The following is a 13,994-nucleotide window of genomic DNA, read 5'->3' on the forward strand; positions in this document are numbered from 1 at the left end:
GTGTTTCGTTACCCGTGGTCGTCACCGCTGTTAGTTCCCCGCCATCCTGTCGATGATCTCGGCGGCGCGAGAGAGCACTTCGCGTTCCTCCGCGCTCAACTCCGCCAATTGCTTGTCCAGCCAGATCTCGCGCGCGGTGATCTGCTCGATCACGTAGGCCCGGCCGCGGCCGGACAATTCGACGATGGCCTGACGGCCGTCCGTCGGATGCGGCCTGCGCTCGACGTAACCCATTTCCTCGAGCGCGGCGATCACCCTCGTCATCGAGGGCGGCTGGACGCCTTCCTTCGCGGCGAGCTGGCCAGGGGTCAGCGCACCGCATTTGTGCAGCGTCGACAGCGCGGACACCTGCGTCAGCGAGATACCGTCGCTGGCGCGCTGTGCCCTCAGCCGCCGGTTGAGCCGCACCACCGCGAGACGCAGGCGGCTCGCCAATGAGCGCTCGTGCGTGTCTCCGGACATATAGTTAGCATACCTCACGATCGGATCATCGTCGGGTGAGATCACCCACGGGTGACATAACCGCTGGTCAGTTGAACGCGGCTTGGATCGGGCCGACCGCGAAATACGCCACGAACATGGCGGCGATGGCCCACATCAGCGGGTGGATGCCCTTCGCCCGGCCGGAGACCGCGCGGAGTACGACGTAGCTGACGAAACCGGCGCCGATGCCGTTCGCGATCGAGTACGTGAACGGCATGACCACGATGGTCAGGAACGCGGGCAGGGCGACGGTGAAGTCGGCGAAGTCGATCTCCTTGACCTGGCTCATCATCAGCGCGCCCACGACGACCAGGGCGGGAGCGGCCGCCTCGACCGGCACCACCTGGTAGAGCGGGGTCAGGAACATGGCCGCGATGAAGAGCACGCCGGTGACGACGTTCGCGAGCCCGGTCCTGGCGCCCTCGGCGATACCGGACGCGGACTCGACGAAGACGGTGTTCGAACTCGACGACGCGAAACCACCCGCGACCGCGGCGGTGCCGTCGACGAACAGCGCCTTGCCGACGTTCGGAAGTTTGCCGTCCTCAGGAAGGAGCCCGCCCTCCTTCGCCAGCCCGGTCATCGAGCCCATGGTGTCGAAGAAGTCCGCCAGCACCAGGGTGAACACCAGCAACACGACGGTGATGATCGGCAACCGCGTCCAGGCGCCGAAGGAGACCTCACCGACCAGCGACAGATCCGGCAGGCCGAGGACCTGATCCGGCAGCGCCGGGTAGCCGAGGTTCCAGCCCTGCGGGTTGACGCCCTTCGACGGGCCGACCTTGGTGATCGCCTCGACGACGATCGCCAGCACGGTCGAGGCGAGCACACCGATCAGGATCGCGCCCTTGACCCGCTTCGCCACCAGGATGCCGGTCACCAGCAGGCCGACGACGAACACCAGCGTCGGCCACGACGCGATCGAGCCGTTGATGCCGAGCCCGACCGGCACGGTGGTCTTCGCGGCGTCCGGGACACGGCGGACGAAGCCGGCGTCGACCAGGCCGATCAGGCAGATGAACAGGCCGATGCCGACGGCGATGGCCGATTTGAGCGGGGCGGGCACGGCGTTGAACACCGCCGTCCGGATCCCGGCGAACACCAGCAGCACGATGACCAGGCCCTCGATCACCACCAGGCCCATCGCCTCCGGCCAGGTCATCTGCGAGGCGAAAGTGACCGCGATCAGGCTGTTGATGCCGAGCCCGGTGGCGATGGCGAACGGATAGTTCGCGACCAGCCCCATGATGATGGTCAGCACCCCGGCGACCAGCGCGGTCACCGCCGCGACCTGCGGGACGGGGAGGATGTTGCCGAGGACGTCCTTGTGCGCGCCCGCGTCGTCCGCGGCGAAGCTGCCGATGATCAACGGGTTGAGGACGACGATGTACGCCATCGTGAAGAAGGTGACGATCCCGCCGCGGATCTCCCGCCCCGGTGTCGAGCCGCGCTCACTGATCTTGAAGAACCGGTCCAGTGTGGACCGGGTGCGCTGCTCCGCCATCACGTACCAACCCTTCGCCCGTTGCCGGGTACCCTTCCCCACGTGGGCGAATCGATCAATTCCGGGGAAGTAAACGGTTCATTGCGGCCAACGCCGGAGCTGCCGAAGCGGCTGACCGACCTGACGCCGGTCGTGATCGTAGGGACAGCGCTCTGGGCGGTCGCGACCGTGGTCCTGTTCTTTGTGACCGACGGCATCTGGGTGCAGACGGCGCTCTCCGGCCTCGTGCTCGGCTTCATCGGCCTCGCGATCATCGCCTGGCAGCGCGCGGCGGCGCGGCGCGGCTCGAAGAGCGCCCAGCGGCTCTGACCTTCTCGCGTGCCCTACGCAACACCTCCCACCGGTGGCCCCGTGGGCCGGCGGGTGTCGCGAAAGCCACTTTCGGGACGTCTGACGTCCCGAAAGTGGCTTTCGCGACATCAGCAGCCGGAGCGCGGGTGAGTGCGGCAGCACGACACCTTTGCCTTACCTCTCAACGAGTTTTCGCGCCCAGCACCGCTAGTTCAGGAGCGCCGAGGGTGAGGGGTCTTCGAGCAGGGCCGTGAGGATGTGCCGGTCGGCCCAGCGGTCTGTCGCCCAGGCGAAGGCCCGGCCCAGACCTTCCGGGGTGTCTGCGGCGTGCAGCCTGCCGTCGGACCACCAGGCGACCTCACGCTCCGCGTCCTCGAAAGTCACCGACAGCGCCTCGTGCAGCAGCACTCCGCCGTCGGGCAGTTCGACGCCCAGCTGATCGGCGGCCATCCGCAGCGCGGACAGCTCCGTCCACGGCACGTACTCGCCGTCTTCGGTGACCTTGGCGTCGAGACCGCTCGCCACCGGCAGGTCCAGCAATTCCGCCAGCGCGACGGCGCCGCTCGCCGCGACGACCATCCGTTCCGGGGTCAGCACGGCGGCGAACCACGGCACGTCGAGCACGACGGCATCGCGAGCGTCGACGGCCGAACCGTCCGCGGCCCGGACGCGATCCGGCGCCGGAACGTCCACTGTGTACTCGGCAAGCGCCGCGTGCACGCGGGACGCGAGGCCAGGGCTCACCTTGCGCTCGGGATCGCCCAGCCGTTCCAAGAGATCTTCGACGTCTTCGGCGTCCGTTCCCAGCTCGGTCCGCACCCCGGCGGCGAGCAGGATCTCCTTGCTCAGCCCCGAATCCGGGACGACGTCGTAGAGCCCGGCCAGCGTGGCCGCTTCCGGCATGCGCCAATCCAGCGGGACATGCCCGTCCAGCAACGCGTACCGCGCGAGCCACCAGCCGGTGTGCCCACCGGGTTCGGTGAGGGCCCGCCAGGTTTCGGGACGGGCCGCGAGCAGGCGCAGCGCTTCCGGCCAGGCGTCGTCACCGACGAGGTCGAGGTCTCGCACGGCGAGCACCCGCGACGGCGGCCGCTCCCGCGCGTCCCACCAGTCGTGCTCGTCGGGCAGGCCGTGCTCGGGCTCCAGCGGTTCGTCGTCGGTGATGACCGCGAAGGAATCGAGGACGCCGACCGCGACGAGCGTGGTGACCGGCCAGTCTTCGGCGAATTCCTCGTCCAGCACGGACAAGGCGCCGTCTTCCTCGAACACCTCGGGATCGAAGATGTCGCCCAGCGGCGACGTGGGCAGGACGAGTTCGTCCGCGCGCCGCCAGCCATCTTCGCCCGGCAGTGCCAGCGCACCCGCCCAGCCGGGGGCTTCGTCGCCGACCTCGGCGATCAGGCGGAGCACCGCGCCCGCGAGGGCCATACCGTCCAAACCGGACCGGACGTCTTCGACACTGCGCTCGACAGCCGCGCTCAGCGCGTCGGCTTCGAGCAGGTCGCTCGCCTCGGCATGCTTGGCGCCCAAGCGTTCCAGCAGCGGATGCGCGGCGGCCGGATGTACGAGCCGCAGGCCGATGATGTCCACATCGGACAGTAGTTCGAGCAGTTCCGCCGAGCCGCCGACGAGCAACGCGTCGCGCACGCCGGGCAGGGTGCGGCCGTCCGACATCGGCACCGGCAAGGCGCCGAGGTCGTCCTTGGTGAGGTCGTGGGCTTCGAGCGCCGGGAGCAGCACGTCGTAGAGCGAGCGCCACCAGGAGGGCTCGCGCTGGGCGCCGGTCAGCAGCTCGATGGCCTCGGCAGGCGAGAGTGACTGTGCGCCCACGGCGCGAAGGTCCACACCGGACAGTGAAATCAGCCCTGGCACGAGGTCGGCCAGCAGCGGCGAGAGACCCGGCACGTCGACCGACAGGACGCGCGCCCGGCGCCCCGGCACGTCGTCACCTTCTTGCGCGGGAAGCCAGGGAAGGTCGGCGAGGTTTTCGAGGATCGCTTCCCGCAGCGTTCCGTCCACAGTGGAACGCGGGAAGGTCGCGCCGGGCACGAGCGTCAGACGTTCCTTGGCAGGCAAGGAACAAACGAGGGCGACGTACTCGCGCGCGGCGTTCTTCAGGGCCGCCGTCAGGTCCGGACCCGGCAGCGCGCGACGGCGGGACGGCTCGATCGGCAGCGTCGCGATCAGCCTCGCGGGCAGGGAAAGCTCGTCGTCGGTGGGCGTCGGCGCGTGCAGGACGTCGTCCGTGAGCGGCCGCGGCGAACCGGACGCGTCCAGCGGGACCGCCCAGACGACGTCGCCGCGATGGACCTGCCAGTGCTCCGCGGAACCGTCCGGCGACGAGAGCTCGACGACGCCGTCGCCGACGTCCGTACGACGCCAGGCACCGCCTTCGACCTCGATGCTCTCCAGCCAGGGCAGCGTGAGCAGAAGGTCGCCGATGTCGTTCTTCAGATCCGCCAGCAGTGCGGGGACGTCGACGCCCTCGCGCACCGGAAGCCGGACCTCGGTGGTGAAGCCTTCCGGCAACGGGGGTTCGCCGTCCGAGACCGGCCACGGAAGCCGGAGCACGGGAACGTCGCCGGTGCGGCCGGATTCGGCTCGCGTGCGTTCCGCGGAGAACGCGACCCCGCCGGTCGCCGAGACGATCCGCGGTTCGGCGGAAACCGTGAGCACGGCGGCGAACCCGACGCCGAACCGGCCGACAGTCTCTTCGCCCTTGCCGGAAGCACGAAGGGAGGCAAGGGATTCGACGCCGCGGGCGTCCAGGGGCGCGCCCGTGTTGGCGAACCTCAGCTCACCGTCCACAACGGACACCCGAAGTGTGCCGCGGGCACCGGCAGCCAGCGCGGCGTCGGCGGCGTTCTGCGCCAGTTCGACGAACAGCCGGTCCCGGTAGCCGCCGACGCGCAGGTCGTTCTCGGTGTTGGTGTCTTCGGTGAATCGCGTCGGCGAATCCGCCCACGCGCGCAGGACGGCGGCGCGTAACCGCTCCGTGCCGAACGGGTCAGTGCTCACTGGCGCTTTCGGCCTCGGGCGCGACCTCCGGCTGGACCTCGGCGGTCTCGGGCACCTCGGCCACCGGGGCCTCGGACTCGTCGACGACCGTGGCTTCGGCGGTCTCAGCGGTGTCGGAAACCTCAGCGGTGTCGGCGGTCTCGGCGGTCGCAGTGACCTCGGCGACCTCGGTTTCGACGGCCTCGGGCTCGGCGGGCGCGGTCTCAGCGGTCTCGGTTTCGACGGCCTCGGGCTCGGAGGTCTCGGTCTCAGCAGTCTCGGTTTCGGCAGCTTCGGGCTCGGCGGGCGCGGCCTCGAAGTCCATCAGCGAGTCGTCGTAGACCAGTTCCGCCACCGGCACCGACGAGGTCACCTCGACCTCGATCTCGGAGTGCGCGCCGCAGCCGTACTCGATGTCGACGACGTGGCCGTCCGCCGGGGAGATGTCGTTGGTGCACGCGCCGAAGGCCGCGCTGAGCGACCCCGCGAGCGAAACGAAGAACCCGCAGCTCCCGCAGACGTCCGGCGCGCTGCGCGCCATGTCCGAACGCGGGCCGAATTCGCCGCTGTGCCAGCGAGCGGCGGCGTCGAGCCTGCCGTGCCGGGACAGCACGTGGACCCGGCCGAGACCGGTCTCCTTGGCGACCGCTTCGACCGCGGGATCGTCGGACTCCAGGTACGCCGGGGCGAGCCGCGGGTCGTCCTTCTCCACCGGGAAGATGTCGCCGACGCCGAGGTCACCCGCCTGGACGCGGCGATCCCACGGCACCCACGCCGGCGCGACGCGCGCGTCCGGGCCGGGGATGAGCACGACTTCGCTGACCGTGATCGGCTCGTCCTCGCCCGCGAGCGCGACGGTCACCGACCAGCGCCAGCCGCGATACCCCGTCACGGTGGCCTCGAAGAGGTGACTCGCGGAAACCGCGTCCTCTGAGTCCACGCCGACGTGCGCGCCGACCTGTTCGGCACCGGCGTCCTCCAGCACCGCCGCGCGGGCCAGATCGACCGCCTCGGCGAGTTTGCGCTGGATAGAGCCGTCGTCCAGGGTCAACAGCAGGGTCATGCCCCCATTCTGCCGCACGCGATATCGCGGTCCGTGTCAGGCTGTCCGCGTGCGCACGCTGATGACCGCCTCGCTCCTCCTCGCCGCCGTCCTCGGTGGCTGCGCCGCCGCGCCGGTGAGCGACGCGGCCCCGCCCGCGCCGGAGAAACTCAAGGTGCAAGTGCTCTCGACACTCCCCCACGACCCTGCCGCCTTCACCCAGGGGCTCGAGTTCTCCGGCGAGACGCTGTACGAGGGGACCGGCCTGGTCGGGAAGTCTTCGATGCGGGCCGGGCCCGCGGGCGCGGCGCCGTCGGTCCGGCAGGAGCTGCCGGGGCTCTTCGGCGAGGGCATCACCGTGCTCGGGCCGACGGCCTGGCAGATCACCTGGCAGGACGGCGTCGCGATCGAACGCGACGCCAAGACCCTGGCTGAACGCAGGCGCGTGCCCTACACCGGCGAAGGCTGGGGCCTGTGCCACCGGGAGGGCACCGGGCAGCTGGTGATGAGCGACGGCTCGGCGAAGCTGACCTTCCGCGACCCCGTGTCCTTCGCGCCGACGGGCAGCGTCGACGTCGGGCGCGACCAGCTGAACGAACTGGAGTGCGTCGGGGACTCGGTGTACGCGAACGTCTGGCAGACCGACCGGATCCTGCGGATCGACGCCGCGTCCGGGCGGGTCACCGGCGAGATCGACGCTTCGGGGCTTCTCACTCCCGAGGAACGGGGTTCCGCCGACGTCCTCAACGGCATCGCGGCGGTGCCGGGGACCGGCGAATTCCTGATCACCGGCAAGCTCTGGCCCAAGATGTTCCGGGTGAAGTTCGTCGCGAATTAGGCCAAAACAGCGAAGCTTTGCTTCTCCTTTGAGGGTGGCGGCGGGGGCATGGATGGAGAAAGCAGTGGTGAGCGCGCGAAGCGGGGCCCGCGTAAGGCAGGATTGACTGGTGGGAATCTTCGGCTCGAACTCTGGACCCGACGGCACGCGTTCCGGCCGATCGGGCAAGGAGCGCGGCCGCAAGAGCAAGCGGAAGTGGACGCCGGAGCCCGGCGCCGCCCAGGCACGCGGCTGGTCCGCGCCGCCGCCGACCAGGGTCGACCAGCAGCCGGTGCCCCCGCGCGCGGCCCGTCCCCAGCCCCAGCCTCAACCCCAGTACCAGCCGCATCCGGCCGGGCCGACCGCCGACGAGGCGCGCACCGGCGCGATCCCGATGGGCCACCACCAGCCCCCGCCGCCGCCCCGGCCACCGCAAACGCCTCCTCGTGGCGCGCGGCCGTACCCGGATCCTTCGCAGCGGCAGACCGAGCCAGTCCGGCGTCGTCCGGGCGGGTTCTACGACGACCAGCCGCCCGGCAGCGGCGAGTACGAGCACTACGACACCGGCGGCTACGCGGGCGAACCGCGTGAAGTGCCCGAGCCCGAGCACGAGAATCCGACGACCGCGGTCCCGCCGCGGGCGGGCTCCCTGCCGAAGATGCCGAAGAAGATCACGGTCACCCGTGTCGCGGCGATGCGCAGCCGTCAGCTCACCGGGCAGGCCGTCGGCGCGTTCCAGCGCGCGACGAAGGCGGACGGAGCCGACAAATCGGGCCTGACTTCGCTGACGTACGCGGTGATGCTGAACTACGCCAGCGACGCCGCGATGGCGATCGCGCTGGCCAACACGCTGTTCTTCGCCGCCACCAGCGGGGAGAGCAAGGGCAAGGTCGCGCTCTACCTGCTCATCACGATCGCCCCGTTCGCGCTGGTCGCGCCGGTGATCGGCCCGGCGCTGGACAAGATCCAGCGCGGCCGCAGGCTCGCGATGTGCGTGTCCTCGGCGGGGCAGGCGCTGATGGCCGTCGTGATGGCGCTGCACTTCGACGACTGGCTCCTGTACCCGGCGGCGCTGGGCATGATGGTGCTGTCGAAGTCGTTCACCGTGCTCAAATCGGCGGTGACCCCGCGCGTGCTGCCGCCCGAGATCACCCTTTCGAAGACGAACGCCCGGCTCACCGTGTTCGGCCTGGTCGCGGCCGGCGCGTTCGGCGCGCTGGCGAGCGGGTTCAACGCGCTGTGGGGTTCGCAGGGCGCGCTGTGGTTCACCATGGTGATCTGCGTCGCCGCGGCGGTGCAGTCGATGCGGATCCCGTCCTGGGTCGAGAAGACCGAGGGCGAGGTGCCTGCCTCGCTGTCCGCGCATCCGGAGCGCCGGGTCAAGAAACAGCGTCAGCCGATGGGACGGCATATCGTCGTCTCGCTGTGGGGCAACGGGTCCGTCCGGGTGCTGACCGGGTTCCTGATGATGTTCTCCGCGTTCGCGGTGAAGGCGCAGACCGAGGGCAGCGGGCAGAGCCCGTTCAACCAACTGCTGCTGCTCGGCATCATCGGCGCCGCGGCCGGGGCTGGCGGGTTCCTCGGGAACGCGCTGGGTTCGCGGCTGCACTTCGGCAAACCGGATCAAGTGATCTTGGCCTGCGTCGGGGCCTGCCTCGGCATGTCGGTCATCGCCACCGTGGCGGCCGGGCTGGCGACGGCGGCGATCGTCGCGCTCGTCGGCGCGACCGCGAGCGCGCTGGCGAAGATCAGCCTCGACGCCGTCATCCAGGAAGACCTGCCGGAAGAGTCGCGCGCGTCGGCGTTCGGCCGGTCGGAGACCGTGTTGCAGATGTGCTGGTGCTTCGGCGGCGCCGTCGGCCTGCTGCTGCCGCCGACGTACTGGATCGGGTTCCTGGTGCTGTCGATCCTGCTGGCCGTCGGGTTCACGCAGACGTTCATGGTCCGGCGCGGCACTTCGCTGGTCCCCGGCCTCGGCGGCGACCGGCCGCTGCGCCCGGAGCCGACCAGCGAATCGCCCATCCCGTCGGAGGCCGGTGACTCCCGGTGGCGGCCGGGCTCGTAATCTGCACCGTATGCGGCGACTTCGTATTTTGGCCCTGCTCGCGGCGGGTGGTTTCGTGGTGGCCGGTTGCTCGGCCCCCGGCCCCGAAGAGGTGACCTTCTTCGCCGACGGGAAGACGGTGAACGTCGCCCCGCTGGCGTCCTGCGACGTCAAGAGCGCCCAGTGCACCACCAGGCCCGACGCCGCGGGCAAGCTGCGCGTCCGGCCGGGGAAGCCGGTGCAGATCTCCGTGCCGAGCGGGATCGCGGAAACGCCGTGGAAGGTCACGGTGCAGTACGTGAACGCCCAGGGTGAGCCGCAGGAGCTGAAGCAGGACATCATCACGTCGCTGGACCGGTTCGCCTACACCGTGACGACGCCCCGGCCTGACGACCAGATCCTCGTCGTCGAGGTCGCGCAGGCCTCGGTGATCAGCCAGACCGGGCGTCCGGAAGACGCGGAGGCCGTCACGACGGCGATCTGGTCGCTGCAGGTCGAGTCCCCGGCCGCCTGAGCCTCACCCGCGCGCTGCCGATCAGGGATCGAGGTCCCTGGCGACGGCGCGCATGATCTCGGCGATCTGCTTGGTGTTCTTCCGGTCCGGGTAGCGGTTGCGCCGCAGATCCGGCTGCACCTTGAGCTCGAGCAGCTTGATCATGTCCTCGATGAGCCCGTGCAGCTCCTCGGCGGGACGGCGGCGCGCCTCGGCGACCGAGGGCGGCGGGTCCAGCAGCCGGACGGAGAGCGCCTGCGGGCCGCGACGGCCGTCGGCGACACCGAACTCGAGGCGCTGGCCCGCCTTGAGCCCTTCGACGCCCTGCGGCAGCGCGGCTTTACGGATGTAGACGTCGGCGCCCCCATCCTGGGTGACGAAACCGAAACCCTTCTCCGCGTCGTACCACTTGACCTTGCCGGTCGGCACTTTCCTCACCAATCCTTCGCTGTCCTGCTCACGACGAACGCGCCCAGGGGCGTACCCAGGGCGCGCGTCCCATAAGCGTATCTCGACACATGCCCTGCGGAGAAGCGGATACCGGCGGATACCCTCTGCTCCATGGAGACCGCAGTTAAGGAGGCCGCTATGGCCGTCCCCGAAAAGCCCGGCAAACCGATCCTGATGCGCGTGGGCATCGGCCTGTTCGCGCTGGGCATGCTCGCCGTCACGGCGGTGTTCGTGCTGTTCGCCGCCGGTCTGGAGAACCTGCCGGTGTGGCTGTCCGCCGCGGCGGGGGTCGTCACTCCGCTCGGGCTGGCCCTCGGCCTGATCGCCCTGGTTCGCGAAGCCCGTCGAAAGAGCTGAACCACGCGGGGAACTCGGTCAGCGAGTCGAACACCACGTCGGCCCCTTCCGCGAGCAGCTCGGCCCTGGTGCACGGGCCCGTCGTGACCCCGACCGGTACCGCGCCCGCCGCCAGCGCGCCGCGGACGTCGCCGAGGTGGTCCCCGACGTAGACACCGGCGCCGTGCTCGGTGAGCGCGGCGGCCTTCTCCGTCGACCACAGCTCCCCGACCAGGACGTCGACCTCGAGGCCGAGGGCGTCCAGGTGGAGTTTCGCGTTGGGCGCGTACTTGCCGGTGACGACGACCGTGCGCCCGCCTGCTTCGCGGACCGCGTGCAGCGCTTCGGCCGCCCCCGGCAGCGCGACCGTGACCGGCACGACGGTCTCCGGGTACATCGCGCGGAACCGCGTGACCAGCTCCGGGATGCGCTCCTCCGGCGCCCCGAAGCCGCGCAGGCTGGCGTCGAGTGGCGGGCCGAGGTTGGCCGCGAAGAACTCGCCGTCCAGCGGCAGGCCGGATTCCGCGCCGAGCGCGTTCATCACCGCGACCATGCCCGGCCGCGGATCGATCAAGGTCATGTCGAGGTCGAACCCCACGGTGATGCCCACCCCGTCACGGTAGCCGCCACCACCGACTGATTTACACGGGACAGGTACTCGTCAACTCCTTTGACATGGGCGCGATCTGTGTCAAGCTGGAAATGTGGGCGAGATCACGAGCTTCTCCGATCGGACCAAGGCCTCTCTGCGAGAGGCACTACTCGACGCCGCCACGGAACTGCTCGCCGAGCGCGGCTTCACGGCACTGCGGATGGCGGACGTCGCCGCGCGCGCCGGGGTGAGCAGGCAGACCGTCTACAACGAGTTCGGGAACAAGGCCGCGCTCGCCGAGGCCGTTGTCCTCCGGACGACTTCGGAGTTCCTGGAAGGCATCCGGCAGCGCGTCGAACACGCGCGGCACCTGCTCGACGGCATCCGCGAGGCCGTCGTCTACACGATCGAGCACGCACGGGAGAACAGGCTGGTCGCCGCCGCGCTGGGGACCGGAACCGGTGAAGACCTCCTGCCGTTGCTCACCACCAAGGGCGAACCGATCCTGACCGCGGCCACCGAGGTCGCGGCCGGGCAGTACCGCGAGTTCGAGCCGTCGCTCTCACCGGAGTCCGCCGCGCTGCTGGCGGAGACCGTCGTGCGGCTTTCCCTGTCCCATCTCGTCATGCCGACCCATTCGGCCGACGAGGCGGCGACCTCGGTCGTCGCCGTGCTGGCGCCGTCCATCCAGGCGCTGACCACCGATTCGAAGGAGCCGTCATGACCGACACGCTTTCCGAGCTGCGGACCGGTTTCTCCTCGTTGCGCAAGGGCGGGCTGAACTGGGACTCGTTCCCGCTGCGACTGTTCGTCAAGGGCAACAAGAAGTTCTGGAACCCCGCCGACATCGACTTCTCCCGTGAACGCGAGGGCTGGGAGACCCTCAACCCGGACCAGCAGCGGTCGGCGACGTATCTGGTGGCGCAGTTCATCGCGGGCGAAGAGGCGGTCACCGAAGACATCCAGCCGTTCATGCGGGCGATGTCCGCGACGGGCCGCTTCGGCGACGAGATGTACCTGACGCAGTTCTGTTTCGAAGAGGCCAAGCACACCGAGGTGTTCCGCCGCTGGATGGACGCCGTCGGGCTGACCGGGGATCTGCATCCGTATGTCGCGGAGAATCCGCACTACCGCAAGCTTTTCTACGAGGAACTGCCACAATCGCTGCGCGCGCTGGAGGAGGATCCCAGTCCGCTCAACCAGATCCGCGCGAGCGTCACCTACAACCACGTCATCGAAGGCAGTCTCGCGCTGACCGGGTACTACTCGTGGCAGCTGATCTGCACACAGCACGACATCCTGCCGGGGATGCAGGAACTGGTGCGCCGCATCGGCGACGACGAACGCCGTCACATGGCCTGGGGCACCTTCACCTGCCGCCGTCACGTCGCCGCGGACGACTCGCTGTGGGACGCGGTGCAGCAGCGGATGGGCGAACTGCTTCCCCACGCGCTCAACATGATCCAGTGGGTGCAGGACCAGTTCGACGAGGTCCCGTTCGACACCGATCCGCAGGAGATCCTCCAGTACGCGGCGGACCGGGCGCAGCGCCGCCTCGGCGCGATCGAGTCCGCGCGCGGGATGCCGGTGGAGCAGATCGACCTCGACTACTCGCCGGAGAACCTCGAAGAGACCTTCGGCGAAGAAGACGCGAAGGCGATCGCCGCGGCTGCCGCCAACACCGCGGCCTGACATGCCGTGAAGGCCTCCTTCCCTACTCTGAGGGTAGGGAAGGAGGCCTTCACGGACTTACCTGGCAGGCCAGTAGACGGCGTGCCAGCGGCCGTACTCGTTGTAGGACATACCGATGATCGTCCCGTTCGCCCCGACGCGGGTCGCGGTGCTGTAGTCGCCGCCCGGCAACGTGCCGAGGACCGTTCGCGTGCCACGGGCGTCCCACTTGGTCGCGATGTTGTTCTCCAGCCCGACGACCGTCCCGGCGCGATCGACGTCGTTGCCCATGCCGCGCGCCGTCGAAAGCACCGTCCGGGCGCCCGCCCGGTTCCACCTGGCCGGGCTGTCCGTGCCGAAGACCAGATAGCCGCCACCGGCGACCACTCCGGCGTCGTTGACCGCGTTCGCCCAGGCAGCGTCCCGCTCCGGCCAGTCGAGCCACGTCATCCGCCCGTCGCGTTCCCAGCGCACGGGTTTCTGTTCCCCGGCGGAATCGGCGGCGCTCCCGACGATCACGCCGGACTCGTTCATGTCCGTCCCGGTGCTGCCGGGATTGCCCGGCGAGAGGTCGGTGATGGCGCCGGACACGTTCCAGCGCACGACGTGGTTGCGCCCCTCGGCGTCCTGCGCCGTCCCGCCGACGGTCCGGCCGTCCTCGGTGATCCACCGCGCGTCGCTGTACCTGCCGCCCGGCAGCCCGCCGAGATCCACCACCTTGCCGTCCGGGTTCCACCGCACGGCGTGCGTCGTCCCGTCCGCCGCCGTCGCGGCGCCGACGACGACCCCGCGTTCGGTGATCGCGTTCGCGGCCGCGTAGTCCCCGCCCGCCAGGTACGGCAGCGCGGTGACCGTGTTGTCGGGCGCCCAGGCGACCGCGGCCCGATGCCAGGCGGCGTCCTTGTCCGCCCAGCCGACCGCGACGCCCCGGTCGTTGATGTCGACCGCCTTGCCCTGTTCGCCGCCGAGAGTGGGCAACGCGGTGATCCCGCCCCGCGCGTCCCATTTCGCCGGGTGGTCCTTGATCTGCGGTTCGAGCGGTGTCGACGAACCGACCATGACGCCGGCGCCGTTGATCGCGAGGACCTGGCTGAACGTGTCTCCCGGCAGGGTGCCGAGGTCGGCCGGGCCCGCCGCGGTACTCGCCTCGGCGGTCCCGGACACGATCAGCGGCAGGGCGGCCAGTGAGACTCCCAGGGCGACAACACTTCTGCTTCGCTTGAGTGACATGTCTTTCTCCCCTTCGCGGCGGTTCGGATCCACCGCGAAGGGAA

General features: G+C 70.0%; 14 protein-coding genes. 7 read left to right on the forward strand and 7 right to left on the reverse strand.

What is annotated here, in order from left to right:
* Positions 1–30: 30 nt before the first annotated feature.
* Complete coding sequence (locus AMYAL_RS0113400; RefSeq protein ID WP_020631821.1) at positions 31–462, reverse strand: MarR family winged helix-turn-helix transcriptional regulator; 432 nt, start codon at positions 460–462, stop codon at positions 31–33.
* Positions 463–529: 67 nt separating this feature from the next.
* A complete protein-coding gene (locus AMYAL_RS0113405) occupies positions 530–1,987 on the reverse strand; it encodes an NCS2 family permease (protein ID WP_020631822.1) in 1,458 nt (485 codons plus the stop codon).
* 81 nt (positions 1,988–2,068) lie between these two features.
* On the opposite strand from AMYAL_RS0113405, the gene AMYAL_RS0113410 reads away from it, so the two are divergent.
* The gene (locus AMYAL_RS0113410) at positions 2,069–2,296 is read left to right on the forward strand and encodes a DUF2530 domain-containing protein (protein WP_020631823.1); all 228 of its coding nucleotides are present in this window, start codon (positions 2,069–2,071) and stop codon (positions 2,294–2,296) included.
* Positions 2,297–2,485: 189 nt separating this feature from the next.
* On the opposite strand, the gene AMYAL_RS0113415 is transcribed toward AMYAL_RS0113410, so the two are convergent.
* Together AMYAL_RS0113415 and AMYAL_RS45875 are read right to left on the reverse strand one after the other, a co-directional pair.
* A complete protein-coding gene (locus AMYAL_RS0113415) occupies positions 2,486–5,296 on the reverse strand; it encodes a sacsin N-terminal ATP-binding-like domain-containing protein (RefSeq protein WP_020631824.1) in 2,811 nt (936 codons plus the stop codon).
* A complete protein-coding gene (locus AMYAL_RS45875) occupies positions 5,286–6,338 on the reverse strand; it encodes a DUF3027 domain-containing protein (protein ID WP_020631825.1) in 1,053 nt (350 codons plus the stop codon). The genes AMYAL_RS0113415 and AMYAL_RS45875 overlap by 11 nt, the downstream gene beginning before the upstream one ends.
* 49 nt (positions 6,339–6,387) lie before the next feature.
* Here AMYAL_RS45875 and AMYAL_RS0113425 point away from each other — a divergent pair, with 49 nt between their 5' ends.
* The 3 genes from AMYAL_RS0113425 to AMYAL_RS0113435 all read left to right on the forward strand — a co-directional run bounded on the left by AMYAL_RS0113425 (position 6,388) and on the right by AMYAL_RS0113435 (position 9,692).
* Positions 6,388–7,155: a glutaminyl-peptide cyclotransferase gene (locus tag AMYAL_RS0113425; protein WP_020631826.1), complete on the forward strand. Its 768-nt coding sequence runs from the start codon at positions 6,388–6,390 to the stop codon at positions 7,153–7,155.
* Positions 7,156–7,264: 109 nt separating this feature from the next.
* Complete coding sequence (locus tag AMYAL_RS0113430) at positions 7,265–9,199, forward strand: MFS transporter (RefSeq protein ID WP_020631827.1); 1,935 nt, start codon at positions 7,265–7,267, stop codon at positions 9,197–9,199.
* A gap of 28 nt (positions 9,200–9,227) precedes the next feature.
* Positions 9,228–9,692: a DUF2771 family protein gene (locus AMYAL_RS0113435; protein WP_020631828.1), complete on the forward strand. Its 465-nt coding sequence runs from the start codon at positions 9,228–9,230 to the stop codon at positions 9,690–9,692.
* Positions 9,693–9,713: 21 nt separating this feature from the next.
* Here AMYAL_RS0113435 and AMYAL_RS0113440 read toward each other — a convergent pair whose 3' ends face one another.
* Positions 9,714–10,100, reverse strand: coding sequence for a cold-shock protein (locus AMYAL_RS0113440; protein ID WP_016337551.1), 387 nt, complete (start codon positions 10,098–10,100; stop codon positions 9,714–9,716).
* 132 nt (positions 10,101–10,232) lie between these two features.
* Between AMYAL_RS0113440 and AMYAL_RS0113445 the strand changes: the two genes are divergently transcribed.
* Positions 10,233–10,478: a hypothetical protein gene (locus tag AMYAL_RS0113445; RefSeq protein ID WP_084702118.1), complete on the forward strand. Its 246-nt coding sequence runs from the start codon at positions 10,233–10,235 to the stop codon at positions 10,476–10,478.
* Here the strand turns inward: AMYAL_RS0113445 and AMYAL_RS0113450 are convergent.
* The gene (locus AMYAL_RS0113450; RefSeq protein ID WP_020631831.1) at positions 10,414–11,067 is read right to left on the reverse strand and encodes an HAD family hydrolase; all 654 of its coding nucleotides are present in this window, start codon (positions 11,065–11,067) and stop codon (positions 10,414–10,416) included. The two genes, AMYAL_RS0113445 and AMYAL_RS0113450, sit on opposite strands and share 65 nt — an antisense overlap.
* A 94-nt stretch (positions 11,068–11,161) precedes the next feature.
* Here AMYAL_RS0113450 and AMYAL_RS0113455 point away from each other — a divergent pair, with 94 nt between their 5' ends.
* Positions 11,162–11,773, forward strand: a complete 612-nt coding sequence (locus AMYAL_RS0113455) for a TetR/AcrR family transcriptional regulator (RefSeq protein WP_020631832.1) — start codon at positions 11,162–11,164, stop codon at positions 11,771–11,773.
* A complete protein-coding gene (locus AMYAL_RS0113460; RefSeq protein ID WP_020631833.1) occupies positions 11,770–12,741 on the forward strand; it encodes a R2-like ligand-binding oxidase in 972 nt (323 codons plus the stop codon). Before AMYAL_RS0113455 ends, AMYAL_RS0113460 begins: the two co-directional genes overlap by 4 nt.
* A 57-nt stretch (positions 12,742–12,798) precedes the next feature.
* On the opposite strand, the gene AMYAL_RS0113465 is transcribed toward AMYAL_RS0113460, so the two are convergent.
* Positions 12,799–13,950, reverse strand: a complete 1,152-nt coding sequence (locus AMYAL_RS0113465) for a hypothetical protein (RefSeq protein ID WP_020631834.1) — start codon at positions 13,948–13,950, stop codon at positions 12,799–12,801.
* Between the last annotated feature and the right edge of the window lie 44 nt (positions 13,951–13,994).

Origin of the sequence: Amycolatopsis alba DSM 44262, from assembly GCF_000384215.1 — a bacterium.
GTDB lineage: Bacteria > Actinomycetota > Actinomycetes > Mycobacteriales > Pseudonocardiaceae > Amycolatopsis > Amycolatopsis alba.

Bases quoted from the DNA above. Each gene is read 5' to 3' on its own strand.
- AMYAL_RS0113405 (WP_020631822.1), bottom strand. From the start codon at position 1,987: ATGGCGGAGCAGCGCACCCGGTCCACACTGGACCGGTTCTTCAAGATC.
- AMYAL_RS45875 (WP_020631825.1), bottom strand. From the start codon at position 6,338: ATGACCCTGCTGTTGACCCTGGACGACGGCTCTATCCAGCGCAAACTC.
- AMYAL_RS0113445 (WP_084702118.1), top strand. From the start codon at position 10,233: ATGGAGACCGCAGTTAAGGAGGCCGCTATGGCCGTCCCCGAAAAGCCC.
- AMYAL_RS0113400 (WP_020631821.1), bottom strand. From the start codon at position 462: ATGTCCGGAGACACGCACGAGCGCTCATTGGCGAGCCGCCTGCGTCTC.
- AMYAL_RS0113460 (WP_020631833.1), top strand. From the start codon at position 11,770: ATGACCGACACGCTTTCCGAGCTGCGGACCGGTTTCTCCTCGTTGCGC.
- AMYAL_RS0113465 (WP_020631834.1), bottom strand. From the start codon at position 13,950: ATGTCACTCAAGCGAAGCAGAAGTGTTGTCGCCCTGGGAGTCTCACTG.